This window comes from Hymenobacter sp. R533113, from assembly GCF_056835965.1.
In genome coordinates this window covers 92,112-108,327 of the sequence record NZ_JAKWBD010000011.1, presented here as the reverse complement: position 1 = coordinate 108,327, position 16,216 = coordinate 92,112, and the positions used below count along the sequence as shown (strand labels likewise).

Here is a 16,216-nt window from a genome sequence, read left to right as displayed (position 1 = left end):
GGCTCGCTCCTTCTTGTTCTTTGCTGTCAACCTTCCGCTTCCAACCTTTCTTTCATGCCCAAACTAGTTGCCCCCCAAGTCGAGTTCAGCCACTTGCTGAGCCAGGTTAAAAGTGTCACCCCCGAAATCTTAACGCCCGACGGTCAGTTTCTGAACCTGATGGAAGGCCGCTGGCAGGAGCCCGGCAAGCCCCGCAAATTTATCTCGCCCGTGGATGGTACCGAGCTAGGCTCCCTGCCCATGCTTGACCACGAAACCGGGCTGCGGGCCGTCAGCTTCGCCAAGCAGGAAGCCGCCGCCTGGGCCGCCACCGACCTTGATGAGCGCAAAAGCCGGGTGCAGGATTGCCTGCATCAGCTCCGCCAGCAGGTAGACTTGGTGGGCAAGCTCCTCATCTGGGAAATCGGAAAAACGTATAAGCTAGGCTTCACCGACATCGACCGGGCTATTGAGGGCGTGCAGTGGTATGTCGATACTATAGAAGAAATGCTGGGTCAGCGCAAGCCGCTGGGCTTGGTGAGCAACATCGCCTCCTGGAACTATCCCATGTCGGTGCTGCTGCACGCGGTGCTGGTGCAGGTGCTCTGCGGTAACTCCGTGATTGCCAAAACGCCCACCGATGGCGGTTTTATTTCCCTCAGCCTCACCTTCGCCATCGCTCGCCGCTGCGGCCTGCCCGTCACCCTGGTCAACGGCTTGGGCAGTACCCTGAGCGACGCACTGGTTAAGAATGGTCATATCGACTGCCTCAGCTTCGTGGGCGGACGCTACAGCGGCCGCAACATCGCCGACGTACTGAGCCTGCACAACAAGCGCTACATGCTGGAAATGGAAGGTGTGAACACTTACGGCATCTGGGACTACAGCGACTGGGACAGCATGGCCGATCAGCTCAAGAAAGGCTACGACTACGGCAAACAGCGCTGCACTGCCTACGTGCGCTTCGTGGTGGAGCGCCGCCTGTTTCCGCAGTTTCTGGAAACCTACCAGAGCGCCATCCGCAGCCTGAAAGTGGGCAACCCCACGCTCGTAGACAACGCCGACGACAAGCTGCCCGACCTGGCATTCGGGCCCGTTATTCATGCTCAGCAAGCTCAGGATCTGGATCGGCTGTATAAAAATGCCCTCCAGACCGGCGCCACGCCTATTTACGAAGGCAAGCTCGATGACAACCTGTTTCTGCCCGGCCAGGACCGGTCGGCTTACGTCGCGCCCCGCGCCCTCGTCAACCTGCCGCGCCAGAGTGAGCTTTATTTTAAAGAACCCTTCGGCCCCATCGACAGCATTGTGCTGGTGGATAGGGTAGAGGAGCTGGTCGGCGAAATGAACATCAGCAATGGCGCGCTGGTAGCCGCCATTGCCTCCGACGACGAGAAGCTGGCCCGCCGCACGGCCAAGGAAGTGCGCGCTTTCAAAGTCGGCCTCAATAAGCTGCGCTCCCGCGGCGACCGGGAAGAAGTATTCGGCGGCCTGGGCGAATCCTGGAAAGGCGCCTTCGTGGGGGGCAAATTACTGGTGGAAGCCGTGACGCAAGGCGACTCCGGCCAGCCGGTGCTAGGTAATTACGAAGACGCTACGTTGCTGCCGGAGAAGATTTAGGTACTGGGTTTTCGTTTTACCAGCTGTATTAGCTAAAAGGCTCGAAAAGAGACCCTGGGGGGCTTTTTCGAGCCTTTTAGCTAATATACTGCGGAGTTTTTGAGGTTTAATAGCTTCACATAGCATTTACTTCTTAAACACATACTAGAAGAACCTCACGCCTACACTCACCATCACTAACCCGCTGGTATTTAACGCTCAGCCTGATACCTTTACCTGCTCTCCTTGCCCCACCGCATGAAACTATCCTTGCTAGTGCTGCTGCTTGTAGGCTTGGCCTTACAGGCTCGAAGTCAGGAACGTAAACGCGCCAGAGAGTATAGCATCCGCATTGGGGTGCTGCCCGCCGGTGCGCTCAACGCCATTACCGATGTACAGGGTGTGCGCGTAGGGCACACGACTTTGGTGCAAGGCCAATCGGTGCGAACCGGCGTAACGGCCATTGTGCCGCACGCCGGCAACGTGTTTCAGCAGAAGGTGCCAGCGGCGGTGTACGTCGGCAACGGCTTCGGCAAGCTGGCGGGCAGCACGCAAATAGAAGAGCTCGGCATTCTTGAAACGCCCATCGTCCTGACCAACACGCTTGGCGTGGGCACGGCCCTGAACGCGGTGGTAGGGTATGTGCTGCGGCAGCCAGGCAACGAAGCGGTACAGTCGGTAAACGCCGTGGTAGGGGAGACCAACGACGGTGGCCTCAACGACATACGCGGCCGCCATGTCACGGAGCAGCACGTGCTGGCCGCCATCGAGCAGGCACAGGGTGGCCCGGTGGCCGAGGGCAACGTAGGCGCCGGTACGGGCACCGTATGCTTTGGCTTTAAAGGTGGTATCGGCACGGCCTCGCGCCTGTTGCCTGCCAAGCAGGGGGGCTATACCGTGGGCGTGCTGGTGCAGACGAATTTTGGCGGCGTGCTCCAGATCAACGGGGCGCCGGTAGGCCAGGAGCTGGAGCAATTTTACCTGAGTCAGCAGCTGAAAGACCGCGCCGATGGGTCGTGCATGATTGTGGTAGCCACCGATGCGCCCGTCGATGCCCGCAACCTGGAGCGCCTGGCCAAGCGTGCCTTTCTGGGCCTGGGCAAGACGGGTGGCATTGCTACCAACGGCAGCGGCGATTACATCATCGCTTTTTCCACCCATCCGGGCTTGCGCGTGCCGTATGCGCCTACCACTGCTACCCAAACCACGACCACGCTCACCAACGAAGCTATGTCGCCGCTGTTTCTGGCGGTTATCGAGGCCACGGAAGAAGCCATTATCAACTCGCTTTTCAAGGCCGAACCCATGCAGGGCAAGGAGCAACAGCGCATTGAGGCCTTGCCGCTGGATAAAGTTCTGAAGATTTTAAAGCAACACCATGCCCGCTAACTCGCCGCTGCACGCGTATATCCACGGCCAGATTACGCCCCTCGATCAGGCGTTTCTGCACATCAGCGACCTGGCCATCCAGCGCGGCTACGGCGTGTTCGATTTCTTTAAGGTGCATGCGGGGCAGCCATTATTTCTCGACTACTATCTCGACCGCTTCTACCAATCGGCGCAGCTCATGGAACTGACCATACCGTTGGCGCGCCCGGCGTTGATAGAGGTAATTCAGGCCCTGATTCGGCGCAACGACCTGCCGCTGTCCGGCATCAAGATGATCCTGACCGGCGGCTACTCAGCCGATGGCTATAACCCAGGCGAGCCCAACCTGCTCATCACAGAGCAGCCGCTGGTGCTGCCTACGCCCGAGTTGTTAGTAACGGGCATCAAAGTGATAACACACGACTACCTGCGCGAAATACCGCCGGCCAAAACCATCAACTACTCCATGGGCATTCGGCTTATCAAGCAGATCAAAGCCCACGGCGCCGACGATGTGCTTTACCACCACAAGGGCGTGGTGACGGAGTTTCCGCGCGCCAATTTCTTCCTGGTAAAGCACGACAACACCGTAGTTACCCCCGCTACCCAGGTGCTGGCGGGCATCACGCGCCGCAATATCCTGGCGCTGCCTGAGCAGCCCTATTCAGTATCGGTCGGCACGGTAACCCTCGACGATGTATATCAGGCCAAAGAAGCTTTCCTGACCAGCACAACCAAGCGCGTGCTGCCGGTGGTACAGATTGATGATGTTGTACTGGGCCCCGGCAAGCCGGGGCCAGTGACACTGGCGTTGCTGCAGGCACTGCTGCAAGTAGAAGAACAAGAGCGGCAAACGTTACTTGTAATCTAGTCAACTAGTCAGTCCTTGCTAGGTAGCTATGAGAAGGCTACCCTGCCGCCAGCGAAGATTTAGGATAGGCGCGGGAATAGCGCAAAGTAAGCAGACGCCAGAGCCAGCATGACGCTCCAGTGTGTTTTGGACGGCTTCCTAAACAGCTTCTTTGCATTCGGAAAGCAGAAAGTGCTGATTTACGGCTTTGCTCCAGTATATTGCATCGCTACTATACCATAGAAAAAAGACAGTAATGGTAAAACGAATTTTGCCTCAACTACTTCTAGTGGGCTTTGTGTGCTCAGCAATAGTTACCGTTGCTCAGACTCCGGCTTTTTTCAAATCAGTAGGTGAATTGTGGATGGCTCTTAGCGGGCAGACGGACAGCTACGGCACTGGTCATGCACTCGGGGCTTTCGTGCGTTCGGTTTCTCGCTTTTGCGTGCCTTGTGTGTTATGGATTTATAGGCAGAGAGAATTGAAGGAGCTGGCTCAGTAGAGCGGCAACTACGGCTTCCCTTTGGGGCTATTTCAAGCCTTGTACAAGCTGCGCGCTCAGCGGGGGAATAACCTTTGTAGAGGTACGGCAGCAGGCGTAAGGCGATGATGGATTGGGCACGGCGCGCTGCTACCAGTTCCCATTAAGATGCATCGAGTGCGCTATAATTTGCAATAAATCCAGCATCTATATCCTAGCCGCGAAAAGCCCAGACCTGCTAACAGATTTGGGCTTTCTTATGCATAAAACATTTCCCTACATGCTACTGGGAGTAGGCTGCGCGGCCGGCCGGGGAAGCGTAATGGCATCCACGCTCTTATCCCGAATGAGCTTGTTCAGGGCCGGAAGGTCCTGCTCCCTGAGCATTTTGAACTGACTGAGCTGCTGATTAATCTGCTCCGTAACTTCCTTCTTGAACGCCACGGCTTGCTCCGTGGGCCGGTAGTCGCCGGTGCTGGCCTGCCCGACCAGATTGGCTAATTTGTTGTTCAACCGGATCGGGAAGTTCAGGGGGTCCTGGCCACTTTTGTTCTTGGTCTGGTAAAGCGCCTCTTCAATCTGAGTCATTTTCTTATCGATGGCCGCTGCCGATTCTACGATATCCTTGGCATTGGCCTGGTCTTTCAACGGGCCCGTGATGGTGTTGAGCTGCCCGCGAATGGTGCGGATATCGCGGATGGCGTCGTGGGTTTCCGTGAGTTTCCGCTGTACTTCTTGCAGGAAGTCAAACTGCGCCTGTAGGTCTTGCGGCGTGGCTTTGCTGCGCGGATCGGGCAGCACGGTAAAGGCAGTTTCCTGCGTTTCCTGGTTGAGTGTCAGGCGGGCTTTGTAGGTGCCCGGTACGGCCCTGGGTCCCTGCGTGCCGCCACCCCACAAAATAAGCCCTTCAAACTGGCTGGCATCGGGGTAGCTCAAATCCCACACGTAACGGTTCAGGCCCTTACGGGTGGGCAGCAGCTCCTTTTTTACTTTGGCTTTTTCTGCCTTCGTCAGATTTTTGCCCCCCAGGTCCCGGTCGGTGTTGGCGAACGTGCGAATAAGCTTGCCGCTCGAATCCAGGATTTCCAGCTTGACATTGCTGGTCGAATCCTGTTTTTGAGCCAAGTGATAATACAGCATGACCCCGCCCGGATGGTTCTGGCCCGCGGTTTTGGGAATGGTGGGGGTGCCGCGGCCCTCCATTTTGTAAGTCGGGGTGGGCGTGAACAGATGAAACTTGCTGGCGGCTACCGGCGCACTCAGCTGGTGCAGGGGCGTAAGGTCGTCGAGCAGCCAGAACCCCCGGCCCTGAGTAGCGGCAATGAGGTTGTCGTTTTTAATAGTCAGGTCAGTAATGGAAGCCGGCGGCAGATTGAGCTGAAACGGCTGCCATTGCTTGCCGTCATTAAAGGAGACATACATGCCGTATTCGGTGCCGGCGTAGAGCAGGCCGGGGCGCTTGGGGTCGGCGCGAACCACGCGGGTAAAGTGCGTGTCGGGAATGCCGGCGGTGATTTTCGTCCACGTCTTGCCGTAGTCGGTGGTCTTGTAGAGGTAGGGCCGAAAGTCCCCGGACTTATACATCGTGGCCGCCACGTAGGCTGCCCCCTTGCTGGTGGGATGGGCGTCGATGCTGTTAATCTGAATCCACTCGGGCATGCCCTTAGGCAGCACCTTCGTCCAGGTCTTGCCATTGTCGCGGGTTACGTGCAGCAGCCCGTCGTCGGAGCCCGTCCAGATAACGCCTTGCTCGGCCGGCGACTCCGCGATGGCGAAGATGGTACCATAGTACTCCACGGCCGTGTTGTCCTTGGTAATAGGCCCGCCCGATGGCCCCAGGGTTTTTGGATCATTGCGGGTCAGGTCCGGACTGATTATTTCCCACGATTGGCCTTCGTTGGTCGTTGCGTGCAGATGGTTGGAGCCGGCGTAAAGCTTCTTAGGGTCGTGGGCGGAAAACAGCAGGGGGAAATTCCACTGAAACCGGTATTTCATGCCCTCCGCGCCGTGGCCCATGGGGTTGTCGGGCCACACGTCAATGGTGCGCTCCTGCTGGGTGCCATGGTCTACACGGGAAAGATACCCGTCGTAGCTGCCCCCATACACGATGTCGGGGTTAATCGGGTCCACGGCCAGATGGGCGCTTTCGCCCCCGGCCGTCGATTCCCAGTCGCGCTCCTCGATGCTGCGGCCACCCGTGCGGTGCGGAATTCGCACCGTTGAGTTGTCCTGCTGGGCTCCGTAAATACGGTAAGGGAAATGGTTGTCGGTGACCACGCGGTAAAACTGCCCCGTGGGCTGGTTGTGGTACGTGGTCCAGTTCAGGCCGCCGTCGGTACTCACCTGGGCCCCGCCGTCGTCGGCCATCACCATGCGGTTGGGGTTCTCGGGGGCAATCCACAGATCGTGGTGGTCGCCGTGGGGGGCATCGTTGGCCTGGAAAGTGCGGCCCCCATCCTTGCTTTTGTGGTACGAGACGTTCAGCACGTACATGACGTCCGCATCCTTGGGGTCGGCATAAATGCGGGTATAGTACCAGGCCCGCTGGCGCAGATTACGGTCGTCGGAGAGCTTCTGCCAGTTCTTGCCCCCATCGTCGGAGCGAAACAAGCCCCCTTTTCAGCCTCCACCATGGCCCACACCCGGCTGGAATTCACGGGCGAAACCGCCACGCCGATGATGCCCAAAGTGCCCGCGGGCAAGCCTTCGTTGCGGGAAATATCCTTCCAGGTGTCACCGCCATCGGTGCTTTTCCACAGGCCCGAGCCCGGTCCGCCCGAGGAGAAGCTGTACGGGGTGCGCCGCACATTCCAGGTGCTGGCGTACAGAATGCGCGGGTTGGAAGGGTCCAGTAGTAAGTCAACGGCGCCCGCGTCTTTGTTGGCAAACAGCACCCGCTCCCAGTTCTTGCCCCCATCTTTGGAGCGGTACACGCCGCGCATCTCGCTGGGCGCGTACAGGTCGCCCATGGCCGCTACGTACACCAGATCCGGGTTTTTGGGGTGAATGCGGATGCGGCCGATGTGGCGCGAATCCTTCAGGCCCACGTTCACCCAGGTCTGGCCCGCATCCTGCGACTTCCACACCCCAAAGCCCGACGACACGTTGCCCCGCACGGTTTGCTCGCCCTCGCCGGCGTACAGCACGTTCGGGTCCGACTCGCTGACGGCCACGGCCCCTACTGACCCGCCAAAGTAGCGGTCCGAGATATTATCCCAGGTGCCGCCGCCATCGGTAGTGCGCCACACGCCGCCCCCGGCCGTACCCATGTAGTACAGGTTGGGGTTGCCGGGCACGCCCGTCGCCGTACCGGCCCGTCCGCCGCGGTAAGGGCCAATGGAGCGCCACCGCAGCCCATTGTACAAGGTAGTATCATAGACTGCGGCCGTGCCTTGGGGGGCTTTTTTTCGTTTGGAGCGCTGTTGGGCTTCGGCCGAAGTAGTAAGTAGCAGAAGAAACAGCACGCCAACAAAAGCGGCATTTAAGGGTAGCGAAAGTTTCATGCGCAATGGGTTAACATGGATCAGGCACTAAAAATAAGCGCCCAAAAATCGCGGTGAATGGTCTTAGCAAGCCAACTGCCTCTAAGGTAATCAGCCATAGATTCTAAACTAGCGAGAAACTTTCTGGAGGAGTATATTCCACTGTTGTGCTTGTAGCTTATGCTAAATTAAACAAGGTAGAGACGCAATATTTTGCGTCTCTACCTTGTTCTGACTGGCCCAAAAACTCAAACAGCTTCCCTAGGCGCTTTCTTTTATAGTTGATAAATAGTGTCGAAGCCAAGAATCCGAAAAGCACAATCTGCGGCCTGCTAGATGGTAAAGTATTTATGAGGCTATTTCGAGACAATGATATAACTAACGTTATGTCAAGAGGAATGCAAAGAAGAGTTCTAACAATAAATCGCCTGTACAAACTCATAAAAATTCTATTCTAACTGGCACGAAATTGCTGCCTAGCTGTACGTCTTCATTTTGCTGGTTAGTAACATGACTTTCTCTAAAATCTGGGTTATTGTTTTCGCTTGTCTAGTACTTTCCGCTAATGTGCTCTTTGACCACTATCGAGCTCCCACCGGTATGCTCTTGTCGCCGTTGATAGCGGCCGGCATGACGTGGCTGATTATGTTTTATGGGCCGGCATGGCCGCCTTATCTGCAAACGGGGCTGTGTGCCGTATTACTGGGTTTACAGGATATCGGTATCAAACTCACAGGCGGCGGCTCGCATGATGCCGAGGGACAAGGATTCATGAATCTGATGGTTCTGGTGGGAGCAGTGCTCTCGTTGGGCTTTATTGCTAGGGCCTTATGGGACCAGAAACAGGTGACGTGGTGGCTCAGGTTGGCGGCGTTGGTGTTGTTTCCTCTGTTAATCCTGCTCCACTTGGAGCTATTTAATGCTTTGGGCGAAGGGCTCTACTATGAGTTGTAGCGATGGGTAAGACAGCGCGTTGAACCCCCGTATGTTTAGCGAATTTGATAAGAGTCAATGAGAAGAACAAGAAGACTGTTATTCTCACAAAAAATTAATCCAATAGCGTATAATGCCCACTTTGCGATGGCTTCAGGTAAACAAAAAAGAGTAGGGCTGCTCGTTGTGCTCTTAGCAGGTTTGGTCGGGGCAGGCTACCAGTTCTTAGCCTCGCTGAATCCAATAGAAGGCATGAGGTCCTATACCACCAGTTCCACCAAGTCGAAAACCATGGGCGTGTTTGACCGACACGTACAAGTCCGCCCCCAGTTCCTGCGCCACGATTCGCTGTATTCAATCCGAATAGAAGAAGCGTATCTAGAGAACTTTTGGGTATGTGACGAGGGCTGTACTATCGCGAGCGAAATAGATGCTGTAGGCAGTAAAACGCTCATCGTCCGGTTACAACCGGGTTCGGATGCGACGGGCTTAACATACACCTATTCTATTCGGCATCAATACGGGGAAAACGAAAGCTCTTTTCATTTGGGGATGGATGGGGTCTTAGTGGCCTATATCAGCGCGCATATAGGCATTGGTTACCCCCCGTTCCCCCTAAAATTTTATGTATATGGAGGGAGCCATCGCGCAGATGAAATCTTACTCGATAGCATTACCTTTTATTAGCCTTTACTGTCCGATAAGGCGAATTATCTCAACCAACGTCAAAGGTGACTGGTACCGCTTTTGTACCCACCATCACCTTGATTCTCACCAACAATCTGTACCCTACAACGCCAACAAGCTCCCACCTTCAAGAGCCATAAGAAACAACGGCTATCCACTACCTTAGCCGCTATGCGCTGCTCCCTGCTACTCGTCCTGCTACTTTTCGCCCAAGCCACCGCGGCCCAAACCCCGAAGGCTGATATCCTCATCCGCAACGGCCGCCTCTACGACGGCACCGGCAACGCCTGGACGCTGGGCGACGTGGCCATCCGGGCGGGCCGCATTGTGGCCGTGGGCCGACTAGCCGCCAATTACCCCGCTGATACTGTGCTCGATGTAAAAGGCCTGGCCGTAGCGCCGGGCTTTATCGACGTGCACACGCACATTGAAGACGACGAGCTGCGCCAACCCACCGCCGACAACTTTATTTACGACGGCGTGACGACGGTGGTAACGGGCAACTGCGGCTCCTCGCGGTTGCCGCTGGGGGGCTATTTTCAGGTCCTGGACAGCGTCCGGTTGTCGGTGAATGTGGCCTCTTTGATTGGCCACGGCACCGTGCGCAAGGCCGTGCTGGGCCGGGCGCAGCGGGTGCCTACCGAGGCCGAGCTGCAGCGCATGGAAGCGCTGGTAGACAGCGCCATGCAAGCCGGCGCGGTGGGCTTATCATCGGGGCTGATTTACATTCCCGGCACCTACGCCCGCACCCCCGAGCTGGTGCGCCTGGCGCGGGTAGCGGGTCGGCATCAGGGCCTCTACGCCACCCATATGCGCAATGAAACCGACAGCGTAACTTATTCTATTCAGGAGGCCTTGCGGATTGGTCGCGAGGCCGGGCTACCGGTTCAGATTTCCCACCTCAAGCTGGGTGGGCAGCAGAACTGGGGCCGTACCGCTAACCTGCTTAATCTTATCGAGGAGGCCCGGCGGGCGGGGCAGGAAGTCACCATCGACCAGTATCCCTACACGGCCAGCTCCACATCGCTCAGCACGCTAATTCCCGAGGACGTACAGGCCGATGGTCGCGATTCTCTGCAAGCTCGTTTGGCGCGTCCTGCCGTGCGCAAAGCCGTGATAGCCAGTATGGTAGCGCGCCTGCGTCGGCGCAAGCTCAAGCACTTCAGCTACGCCGTGGTGGCCAGCTTCCCGCCCGATACCAGCTACCAGGGCCGCAGCATCGAGGAAATAAACCGCCGCCGAAACCGTCCGCACAACGCCCGCGCCGAGGCCGCTACCGTGCTCGACCTGGTGCTGCAATACGATGCGGGCATGGTGTTTCACGGCATGAGCGAAACGGACGTGCAAAACATCATGCGCTACCCGCAGAACATGGTGGCCTCCGATGCCAGCATCCGGGTGTGGCAGGAGGGCGTGCCGCATCCGCGCGGCTACGGTTCCAATGCCCGCGTGCTGGGCCACTACGTACGCGAAAAGCACATCCTGACCCTGGAAGAAGCCATCCGCCGCATGACCAGCCTGCCGGCTCAAACCTTCGGCTTTGCCGACCGCGGCCTGCTGCGCCTCGGCTTCGTGGCTGATATTGTCGTTTTCGACCCGGCTACGGTCGCTGACCGCTCTACCTTTGATAAGCCGCACCAGTATTCCGTAGGCATGCAGTATGTGCTGGTCAATGGCCGCCTCACCCTGCGTGACGGCCGGCACACGGGCACCCGTGGGGGGCAAATTTTGTATGGTCCGGGCCGGCAGCTATAACGCTTAATGCTCCGTAAGCTTTAGCCTTGCTCCAGCACCCGCCAGCCGTGGGCCGGCACGAGCAACTCTTCGCCCGCCGACAGGGTGAGAATGGTGTCCGTGAAAATGTCCATCCATTGGCCCGACGCCTCGGCCGGCAGCGGCAGCCTCTGCGCGGTGGCGGCGCAGTTGATAACGCAGAGCACGGCCGCCTCTTCCCTGTAGCGCCGGAAGCCGTAAAGGTCGGCGGGGCTGGGTAGGCGCTGGAAGTGGCTGGCAGCGTCGCCGTTGCGCAGGGCCGGGTGGCGGCGCTTGAGCTGGAGCAAGCGGGTGTAAAAATCCTGCAGCGGAATATCCTGCCACGCAACCGTATCCTTGTCGAAGAAGGCCAGCCGCCGATTCAGGGCCGCTTCCTGCCCGGTGTACACCAGCGGCATGCCCGGCAGCAGCACCGTGAGCACCGCAAAAGGCAGAGCCAGCGGCCCCAGACGCTCGTACTCGGTGCCGTCCCAGCTGTTCACGTCATGGTTGCTGGTAAAGTGCATCAGGTATACCGAAGGCGGGTACTTGGCCCGCTCGGCGGTCAGGTAGTCGTCAATAGCAGGGAGCGGCTGCTTGCCCTCGGCAATGTGGTCGAGCAGGTAATGCAGGCGCAGGCCAAAGGTCATGTTGAAGGCCTTCTCCAGCAACCTGGTGTTGCCGTCAAATTCTTCCCAGGAAAGCCCCCAGATGGGTATAACTCGTCCCACTCGGCCAGCATAAACAGGGGCTTCACCGCGTCGAGCTCCTGGCGGGCGTCGTCCCAGAAATCGGTGGGTACGAGGCCGGCCACGTCGCAGCGGTAGCCGTCGATATCGGCTTCGCGCACCCAGTAGAGCAGGGCGTCCGTCATGTAGCGGCGCAGCTGGGGTTGGGTATAGTCGAAGGCTACTACATCGGTCCAGTCGGCTACGGGCGGCACGAGGTTGCCCTGGGCGTCGTGTTGGTACCAATCAGGGTGCTCCGTGACGAGCAGGTTGTCCCAACTCGTGTGGTTGGCTACCCAGTCGAGCAGCACGCGCAGGCCCAGGTCGTGAGCCGTTTGCACGAGGTGACGCAAGTCGGATAGGGTTCCGAACTCCGTATTCACCCCAAAATAGTCGCGCACTGCGTATTGGCTGCCCAGGCTGCCCTTGCGCTCTACTTCGCCAATCGGATGAATCGGCATCAGCCACACGATGCTCACGCCCATAGCTGCCAGCCGGGGCAAATGACTTTCAAAGGCCCGAAAAGTACCTTCTGGCGTATAATTTCGCAGGTTTACTTCGTAAATAGTAGCATTAGCGGCCCATTCCGGGTGACGAACCTGAAACAGATGAGCGTGAGGGTGAGCGGCAGAATCGGGCACGGCAGTGGGGGGCTTTTTGAGTTAGTTAATGCGTGGCTGGAAGCAGCTGCAAGTTCACCCAATCAGATCGAATTCGCGCCCCTTTATAGGCGAAAGGCCCTCGGAAAAAGCCCCCAAAGACCATCTGCCAAGAGCCTTTCCGGTACAGGAAGTTAAGCTTACTCGGTGCGGAGGTTTTTGATGGGGTTAGTCGTAGCGGCCTTAATAGCCTGATAGCTAATGGTTAGGAATGCGACCAGCGCCGCTGCCACGCCCGCCGCCACAAAGACCCACAGCGGAATATCTATACGGTAGGCAAAGTCTTCCAGCCAGTTGTGCACTACCAGCCACGCTATCGGAAACGCAATGACGGCCGCTACTACTACCAGCTTGACAAACTCTTTGGACAGCAACCTGACGATGGTTGATACGTCGGCCCCGAGCACTTTGCGGATGCTGATTTCCTTTTTGCGGCGCTCGGCCGCGTAGGTTGCCAGCCCGAATAAGCCCAGGCAACCCACGAAAACAGCGACACCCGTAAAGATCCAGAGCAGAGATTTTAGCTTGTCTTCGGCCTTGTACATCTGGTCGAAATTCTCATCCGGAAACTTGTATTCGATGGGATAATTGAGGGTGAACTTGTTCCACACTTGCTCTACGTGCGCCACCGATTGGCCGACGTCGGTGGACTTCATCTTCACGGCTACCTTCCAGTTATCCGCCGGATTTATCTGTAGCACAGCCGGCTCTACCTTGTCATAGAGTCTTTTGTAATGGAAATCTTTTACCACCCCGATCACTTGGCCCTTTTTAAGCGAGTCTGGTTTGGCTGGGCCTCAATCTTCCAGATCAAGTCCTGGCCAAGAGCTTTCTGGGGTGTTCCGAAGCCAAATTCTTTGACGGCCGTCTCGTTGATAATGAAGGCGTAGTCCTTATCCGTGGTTAGTTCCTTTGAGAAATTACGACCGTTAAGCAGCTCCAAACTTAAGGGATTGATGTAGTCGTAATTAACCATCAACAGCGTAGCGGAATAAGGTTTTGCTCCCCATCTTTCGACACATGCACCTGGTCGCCGGCGACGGCATTGCCGGGAAAGCCACTCGCCTTTCTGCCCCGGAAAAATGCGCGAGATGTAGTACTCATCAATATTGGCCCGCACCTTCAGGCCGTTGAGCATATCCAGCTGCCCAATGCGCTGCCCAGGAGTAATCGACTCGCCTACCCCGGCGTTCAGTGAGGTAATCCGACCGGCTACGGGCGCTTTGATGGTCAGGTCATCCATCTTCTTGTGCATCAGGGCCAGGTTGTTTTGCATGCGCCCCACCGATTCCTGCATCTGATTGACTTGCTGGCGCATCGCCACCGAATCCTGCTGCAGGGTTTGATTGGTAGCTGCCGCTTGCGCACTTGGTACTGGTAGTTGTTCTGGCTTTCTGTGAACTCTTGCCGCGAAATAACTTTCTGCTCGTACAGCGATTTATTCAACTCATAAATGCGCTTGGCTTCTTTCAAACGGTATGCGATATCGTCGAATTGGTTAAGCTGCTGAATGCGGTTTTGCTGCATTAGATTGCGCATGTTCTGCAGGTTATTCATCAGGTCGAACATGGCCGTTTCGCGTTTTACCATTTGCCCGTACCCATCGGCATTCGGCGCGTTTTCCTCTAGCTGTTTAATGCAGAGCTTTCGGTAACTTTAAGAGTGCCCAAACATTGTAATCGCCTATCCGCTGTAAGCGTATTGCTGCTTTCCGCTGCGCTCGAATTGTGGCTCAGCGGGTACGCTCGCGCCCAAGCGCCCTACAACGTCATTGACTGGAAGGCACCCACTACGCTCAATACCTACCTGGTTCAGCAAACTCATCAGCAGTCCGACCAGCGTCGGGCTGCTTTCGCTGCTGCTTTGAAATCGGGGGCAGCCATGCGGGCGTATCAGGACAGCGCCCGGGCGCGCTACCGCCGCCTCTTGGGTCCGCTACCAGCCCGTACGCCGCTCAAGGCCCGGGTGGGGGGCAAAATGGAGCGCGCCGGCTATCAGATAGAGAAAATTGTCTACGAAAGTACTCCCCGCCACCACGTTACGGCCAACTTGTATGTGCCGAAGGGCAAAGGCAAATGGCCCGCCGTGCTGCTCTTCTGCGGCCACGAAGCCACTGCCAAAGCCACCGAGTCATACCAGAAAACCGCCATTCTTTTCGCTCAGAATGGCTTTATGGTGCTGGTCATCGACCCGATTTCTCAGGGTGAGCGGTATCAGCTCACTGATGCTAATGGAAAGCCACTTACTCGCGGCGGCACCACCGAGCACACCCTGCTTAATGCGGGCGCGGCCTTGCTGGGCACCAGCGTGCCCGCCGCCCAGCTGTGGGATAACGTGCGCGGACTCGATTATCTACTCACCCGCCGCGAAGTCGACCCCGACCGCATCGGCTGCCTCGGCAACTCCGGGGGCGCTACGCAAACCGCTTATTTCATTGGGTTCGATCCGCGGGTGAAGGTGGCTGCCCTGTGCAGCTACGTGGCCAGCGGCGAAAGAAACCTGGAGCTTACCGGCCCTGCCGACGGCTGCGTGCAGATTCCCGGCGCCGGCCAGGCTGGCCTTCGACTTACTGGAGTGGCCACTCATGTTTGCGCCCAAACCTTTGCTGCTCCTAGCTGGCCGTTATGACTTTGTCGATTATACCAGCATACAAGCCACTTATCACGAGCTAAAGCAAGTATATACCGAGCTAGAAAAACCTGGACGAATCAACCTGTTCACCTTCGACGATGGGCATGGCATTTCTCTGCCCAAGCGGGAGGCGGCCGTAGTCTGGTTCCGACGGTGGCTGCGGGATGATGCGCTGCTCGTGCCGGAAAATGCCCTGGCTACGCTGTCGGCTGAGCAACTGCAATGCACCTCTACGGGCCAGGTGAATACTGCCTTCCCAAAAGAAAGCACGCTATCAGATCAGTATTTGGCGCAGGCGCAGGAACTGGCTTCCCGGCGCCAGCCACTCACGTATGCCAGCCTCACGGCGGCTATCCGGCACGTACTGGCATTGCCCGACGCCACAGCTATTATCCCTCCTTTGGAAGTGGCCGACGAAGGCAGCGTACAAGGCCAAGGTATCACCATGCGTAAGCTGCTGCTCCGTCGCGCCGGCCAGCCGCCCTTACCCGCTCTGCTAGCTCTGCCACCCAATAATTTGCCCCCCAGTAAGGTTATTATCTGGCTGCCCGATCAAGGCAAGGCTTCACTTGCAGATAGCGCCGATCTGGTTGCCAAATACCTGCAAGAGCGGGCTGCCGTGCTGCTCGTAGACCTGCGCGGCCTGGGCGAAACCACCGATCCAGCCTCGTTCAACGACCCCAAATACTACAACCGCGAATATCGACCGGCGCTGCTGGCACTGCACCTAGGCCGGCCATTATTGGGGCAGCGGGTGGAGGATGTGTTTTCGGTGCTAAGCTTTGTCCGGCAGGATAATCGGTTCAACGCTGTGCCCGTGGAGGTATATGCTAATGGGCGGGCCGCGCCGGTGGCCCTGCACGCGGCCGTGCTGTCGCCTCAAATTACCCGATTAGAAGTGAGTGATTTACCTGGCTCGTTCCACGAAATTCTAACGCAGCCTACCCGGAAAGATTGGTACTCACTGGTGCTGCCCAATGTGTTGCACTACTACGACTTATCGGATGTGGCGGCGGTAATAGGCCCCCAACGACTTCATAAAAAAGACGTGCGATAAAGCAGCCGTA

Annotated in this window: 13 protein-coding genes; 8 read left to right on the top strand and 5 right to left on the bottom strand. The window is 57.4% G+C overall.

Features of this window, described 5'->3' with window-relative positions; genetic code table 11:
• Positions 1 to 54 precede the first annotated feature (54 nt).
• From MKZ35_RS07530 to MKZ35_RS07520, 3 genes are all read left to right on the top strand, one after another.
• Complete coding sequence (locus MKZ35_RS07530) at positions 55 to 1,599, top strand: aldehyde dehydrogenase family protein (protein WP_482512618.1); 1,545 nt, start codon at positions 55 to 57, stop codon at positions 1,597 to 1,599.
• A 237-nt stretch (positions 1,600 to 1,836) separates the two neighbouring features.
• A complete protein-coding gene (locus tag MKZ35_RS07525) occupies positions 1,837 to 2,967 on the top strand; it encodes a DmpA family aminopeptidase (RefSeq protein WP_482512617.1) in 1,131 nt (376 codons plus the stop codon).
• Positions 2,957 to 3,817, top strand: a complete 861-nt coding sequence (locus MKZ35_RS07520; protein WP_482512616.1) for an aminotransferase class IV — start codon at positions 2,957 to 2,959, stop codon at positions 3,815 to 3,817. The genes MKZ35_RS07525 and MKZ35_RS07520 overlap by 11 nt, the downstream gene beginning before the upstream one ends.
• Positions 3,818 to 6,757: 2,940 nt before the next feature.
• Here MKZ35_RS07520 and MKZ35_RS07515 read toward each other — a convergent pair.
• Complete coding sequence (locus MKZ35_RS07515) at positions 6,758 to 7,780, bottom strand: WD40/YVTN/BNR-like repeat-containing protein (RefSeq protein ID WP_482512615.1); 1,023 nt, start codon at positions 7,778 to 7,780, stop codon at positions 6,758 to 6,760.
• A 489-nt stretch (positions 7,781 to 8,269) separates the two neighbouring features.
• On the opposite strand from MKZ35_RS07515, the gene MKZ35_RS07510 reads away from it, so the two are divergent.
• The 3 genes from MKZ35_RS07510 to MKZ35_RS07500 all read left to right on the top strand — a co-directional run bounded on the left by MKZ35_RS07510 (position 8,270) and on the right by MKZ35_RS07500 (position 11,134).
• Positions 8,270 to 8,713 (top strand): hypothetical protein, encoded by a 444-nt coding sequence (locus MKZ35_RS07510; protein WP_482512614.1) that lies wholly within the window; start codon positions 8,270 to 8,272, stop codon positions 8,711 to 8,713.
• A 57-nt stretch (positions 8,714 to 8,770) separates the two neighbouring features.
• On the top strand, positions 8,771 to 9,379 hold the full coding sequence (locus MKZ35_RS07505) for a hypothetical protein (RefSeq protein WP_482512613.1): 609 nt from the start codon (positions 8,771 to 8,773) through the stop codon (positions 9,377 to 9,379).
• 171 nt (positions 9,380 to 9,550) lie between these two features.
• Positions 9,551 to 11,134, top strand: a complete 1,584-nt coding sequence (locus MKZ35_RS07500; protein ID WP_482512612.1) for an N-acyl-D-amino-acid deacylase family protein — start codon at positions 9,551 to 9,553, stop codon at positions 11,132 to 11,134.
• Positions 11,135 to 11,154: 20 nt separating this feature from the next.
• Here MKZ35_RS07500 and MKZ35_RS07495 read toward each other — a convergent pair whose 3' ends face one another.
• From MKZ35_RS07495 to MKZ35_RS07480, 4 genes are all read right to left on the bottom strand, one after another.
• On the bottom strand, positions 11,155 to 11,802 hold the full coding sequence (locus MKZ35_RS07495; protein WP_482512611.1) for an alpha-amylase family glycosyl hydrolase: 648 nt from the start codon (positions 11,800 to 11,802) through the stop codon (positions 11,155 to 11,157).
• Positions 11,778 to 12,500 (bottom strand): alpha-amylase family glycosyl hydrolase, encoded by a 723-nt coding sequence (locus MKZ35_RS07490; RefSeq protein ID WP_482512610.1) that lies wholly within the window; start codon positions 12,498 to 12,500, stop codon positions 11,778 to 11,780. Before MKZ35_RS07490 ends, MKZ35_RS07495 begins: the two co-directional genes overlap by 25 nt.
• 158 nt (positions 12,501 to 12,658) lie before the next feature.
• On the bottom strand, positions 12,659 to 13,219 hold the full coding sequence (locus MKZ35_RS07485) for an ABC transporter permease (protein ID WP_482512609.1): 561 nt from the start codon (positions 13,217 to 13,219) through the stop codon (positions 12,659 to 12,661).
• A gap of 56 nt (positions 13,220 to 13,275) precedes the next feature.
• Complete coding sequence (locus tag MKZ35_RS07480; protein ID WP_482512608.1) at positions 13,276 to 13,836, bottom strand: hypothetical protein; 561 nt, start codon at positions 13,834 to 13,836, stop codon at positions 13,276 to 13,278.
• A 383-nt stretch (positions 13,837 to 14,219) separates the two neighbouring features.
• On the opposite strand from MKZ35_RS07480, the gene MKZ35_RS07475 reads away from it, so the two are divergent.
• Together MKZ35_RS07475 and MKZ35_RS07470 are read left to right on the top strand one after the other, a co-directional pair.
• A complete protein-coding gene (locus MKZ35_RS07475; RefSeq protein WP_482512607.1) occupies positions 14,220 to 15,146 on the top strand; it encodes an alpha/beta hydrolase family protein in 927 nt (308 codons plus the stop codon).
• Positions 15,103 to 16,206, top strand: a complete 1,104-nt coding sequence (locus MKZ35_RS07470; RefSeq protein WP_482512606.1) for a hypothetical protein — start codon at positions 15,103 to 15,105, stop codon at positions 16,204 to 16,206. Before MKZ35_RS07475 ends, MKZ35_RS07470 begins: the two co-directional genes overlap by 44 nt.
• Positions 16,207 to 16,216 lie beyond the last annotated feature (10 nt).

What these genes read in the sequence shown, in the direction of transcription:
- MKZ35_RS07530 (WP_482512618.1), top strand. Translation starts at nt 55, where the DNA reads ATGCCCAAACTAGTTGCCCCCCAAGTCGAGTTCAGCCACTTGCTGAGC.
- MKZ35_RS07525 (WP_482512617.1), top strand. Translation starts at nt 1,837, where the DNA reads ATGAAACTATCCTTGCTAGTGCTGCTGCTTGTAGGCTTGGCCTTACAG.
- MKZ35_RS07520 (WP_482512616.1), top strand. Translation starts at nt 2,957, where the DNA reads ATGCCCGCTAACTCGCCGCTGCACGCGTATATCCACGGCCAGATTACG.
- MKZ35_RS07515 (WP_482512615.1), bottom strand. Translation starts at nt 7,780, where the DNA reads ATGAAACTTTCGCTACCCTTAAATGCCGCTTTTGTTGGCGTGCTGTTT.
- MKZ35_RS07510 (WP_482512614.1), top strand. Translation starts at nt 8,270, where the DNA reads ATGACTTTCTCTAAAATCTGGGTTATTGTTTTCGCTTGTCTAGTACTT.
- MKZ35_RS07505 (WP_482512613.1), top strand. Translation starts at nt 8,771, where the DNA reads ATGAGAAGAACAAGAAGACTGTTATTCTCACAAAAAATTAATCCAATA.
- MKZ35_RS07500 (WP_482512612.1), top strand. Translation starts at nt 9,551, where the DNA reads ATGCGCTGCTCCCTGCTACTCGTCCTGCTACTTTTCGCCCAAGCCACC.
- MKZ35_RS07480 (WP_482512608.1), bottom strand. Translation starts at nt 13,836, where the DNA reads ATGCGCCAGCAAGTCAATCAGATGCAGGAATCGGTGGGGCGCATGCAA.
- MKZ35_RS07470 (WP_482512606.1), top strand. Translation starts at nt 15,103, where the DNA reads ATGTTTGCGCCCAAACCTTTGCTGCTCCTAGCTGGCCGTTATGACTTT.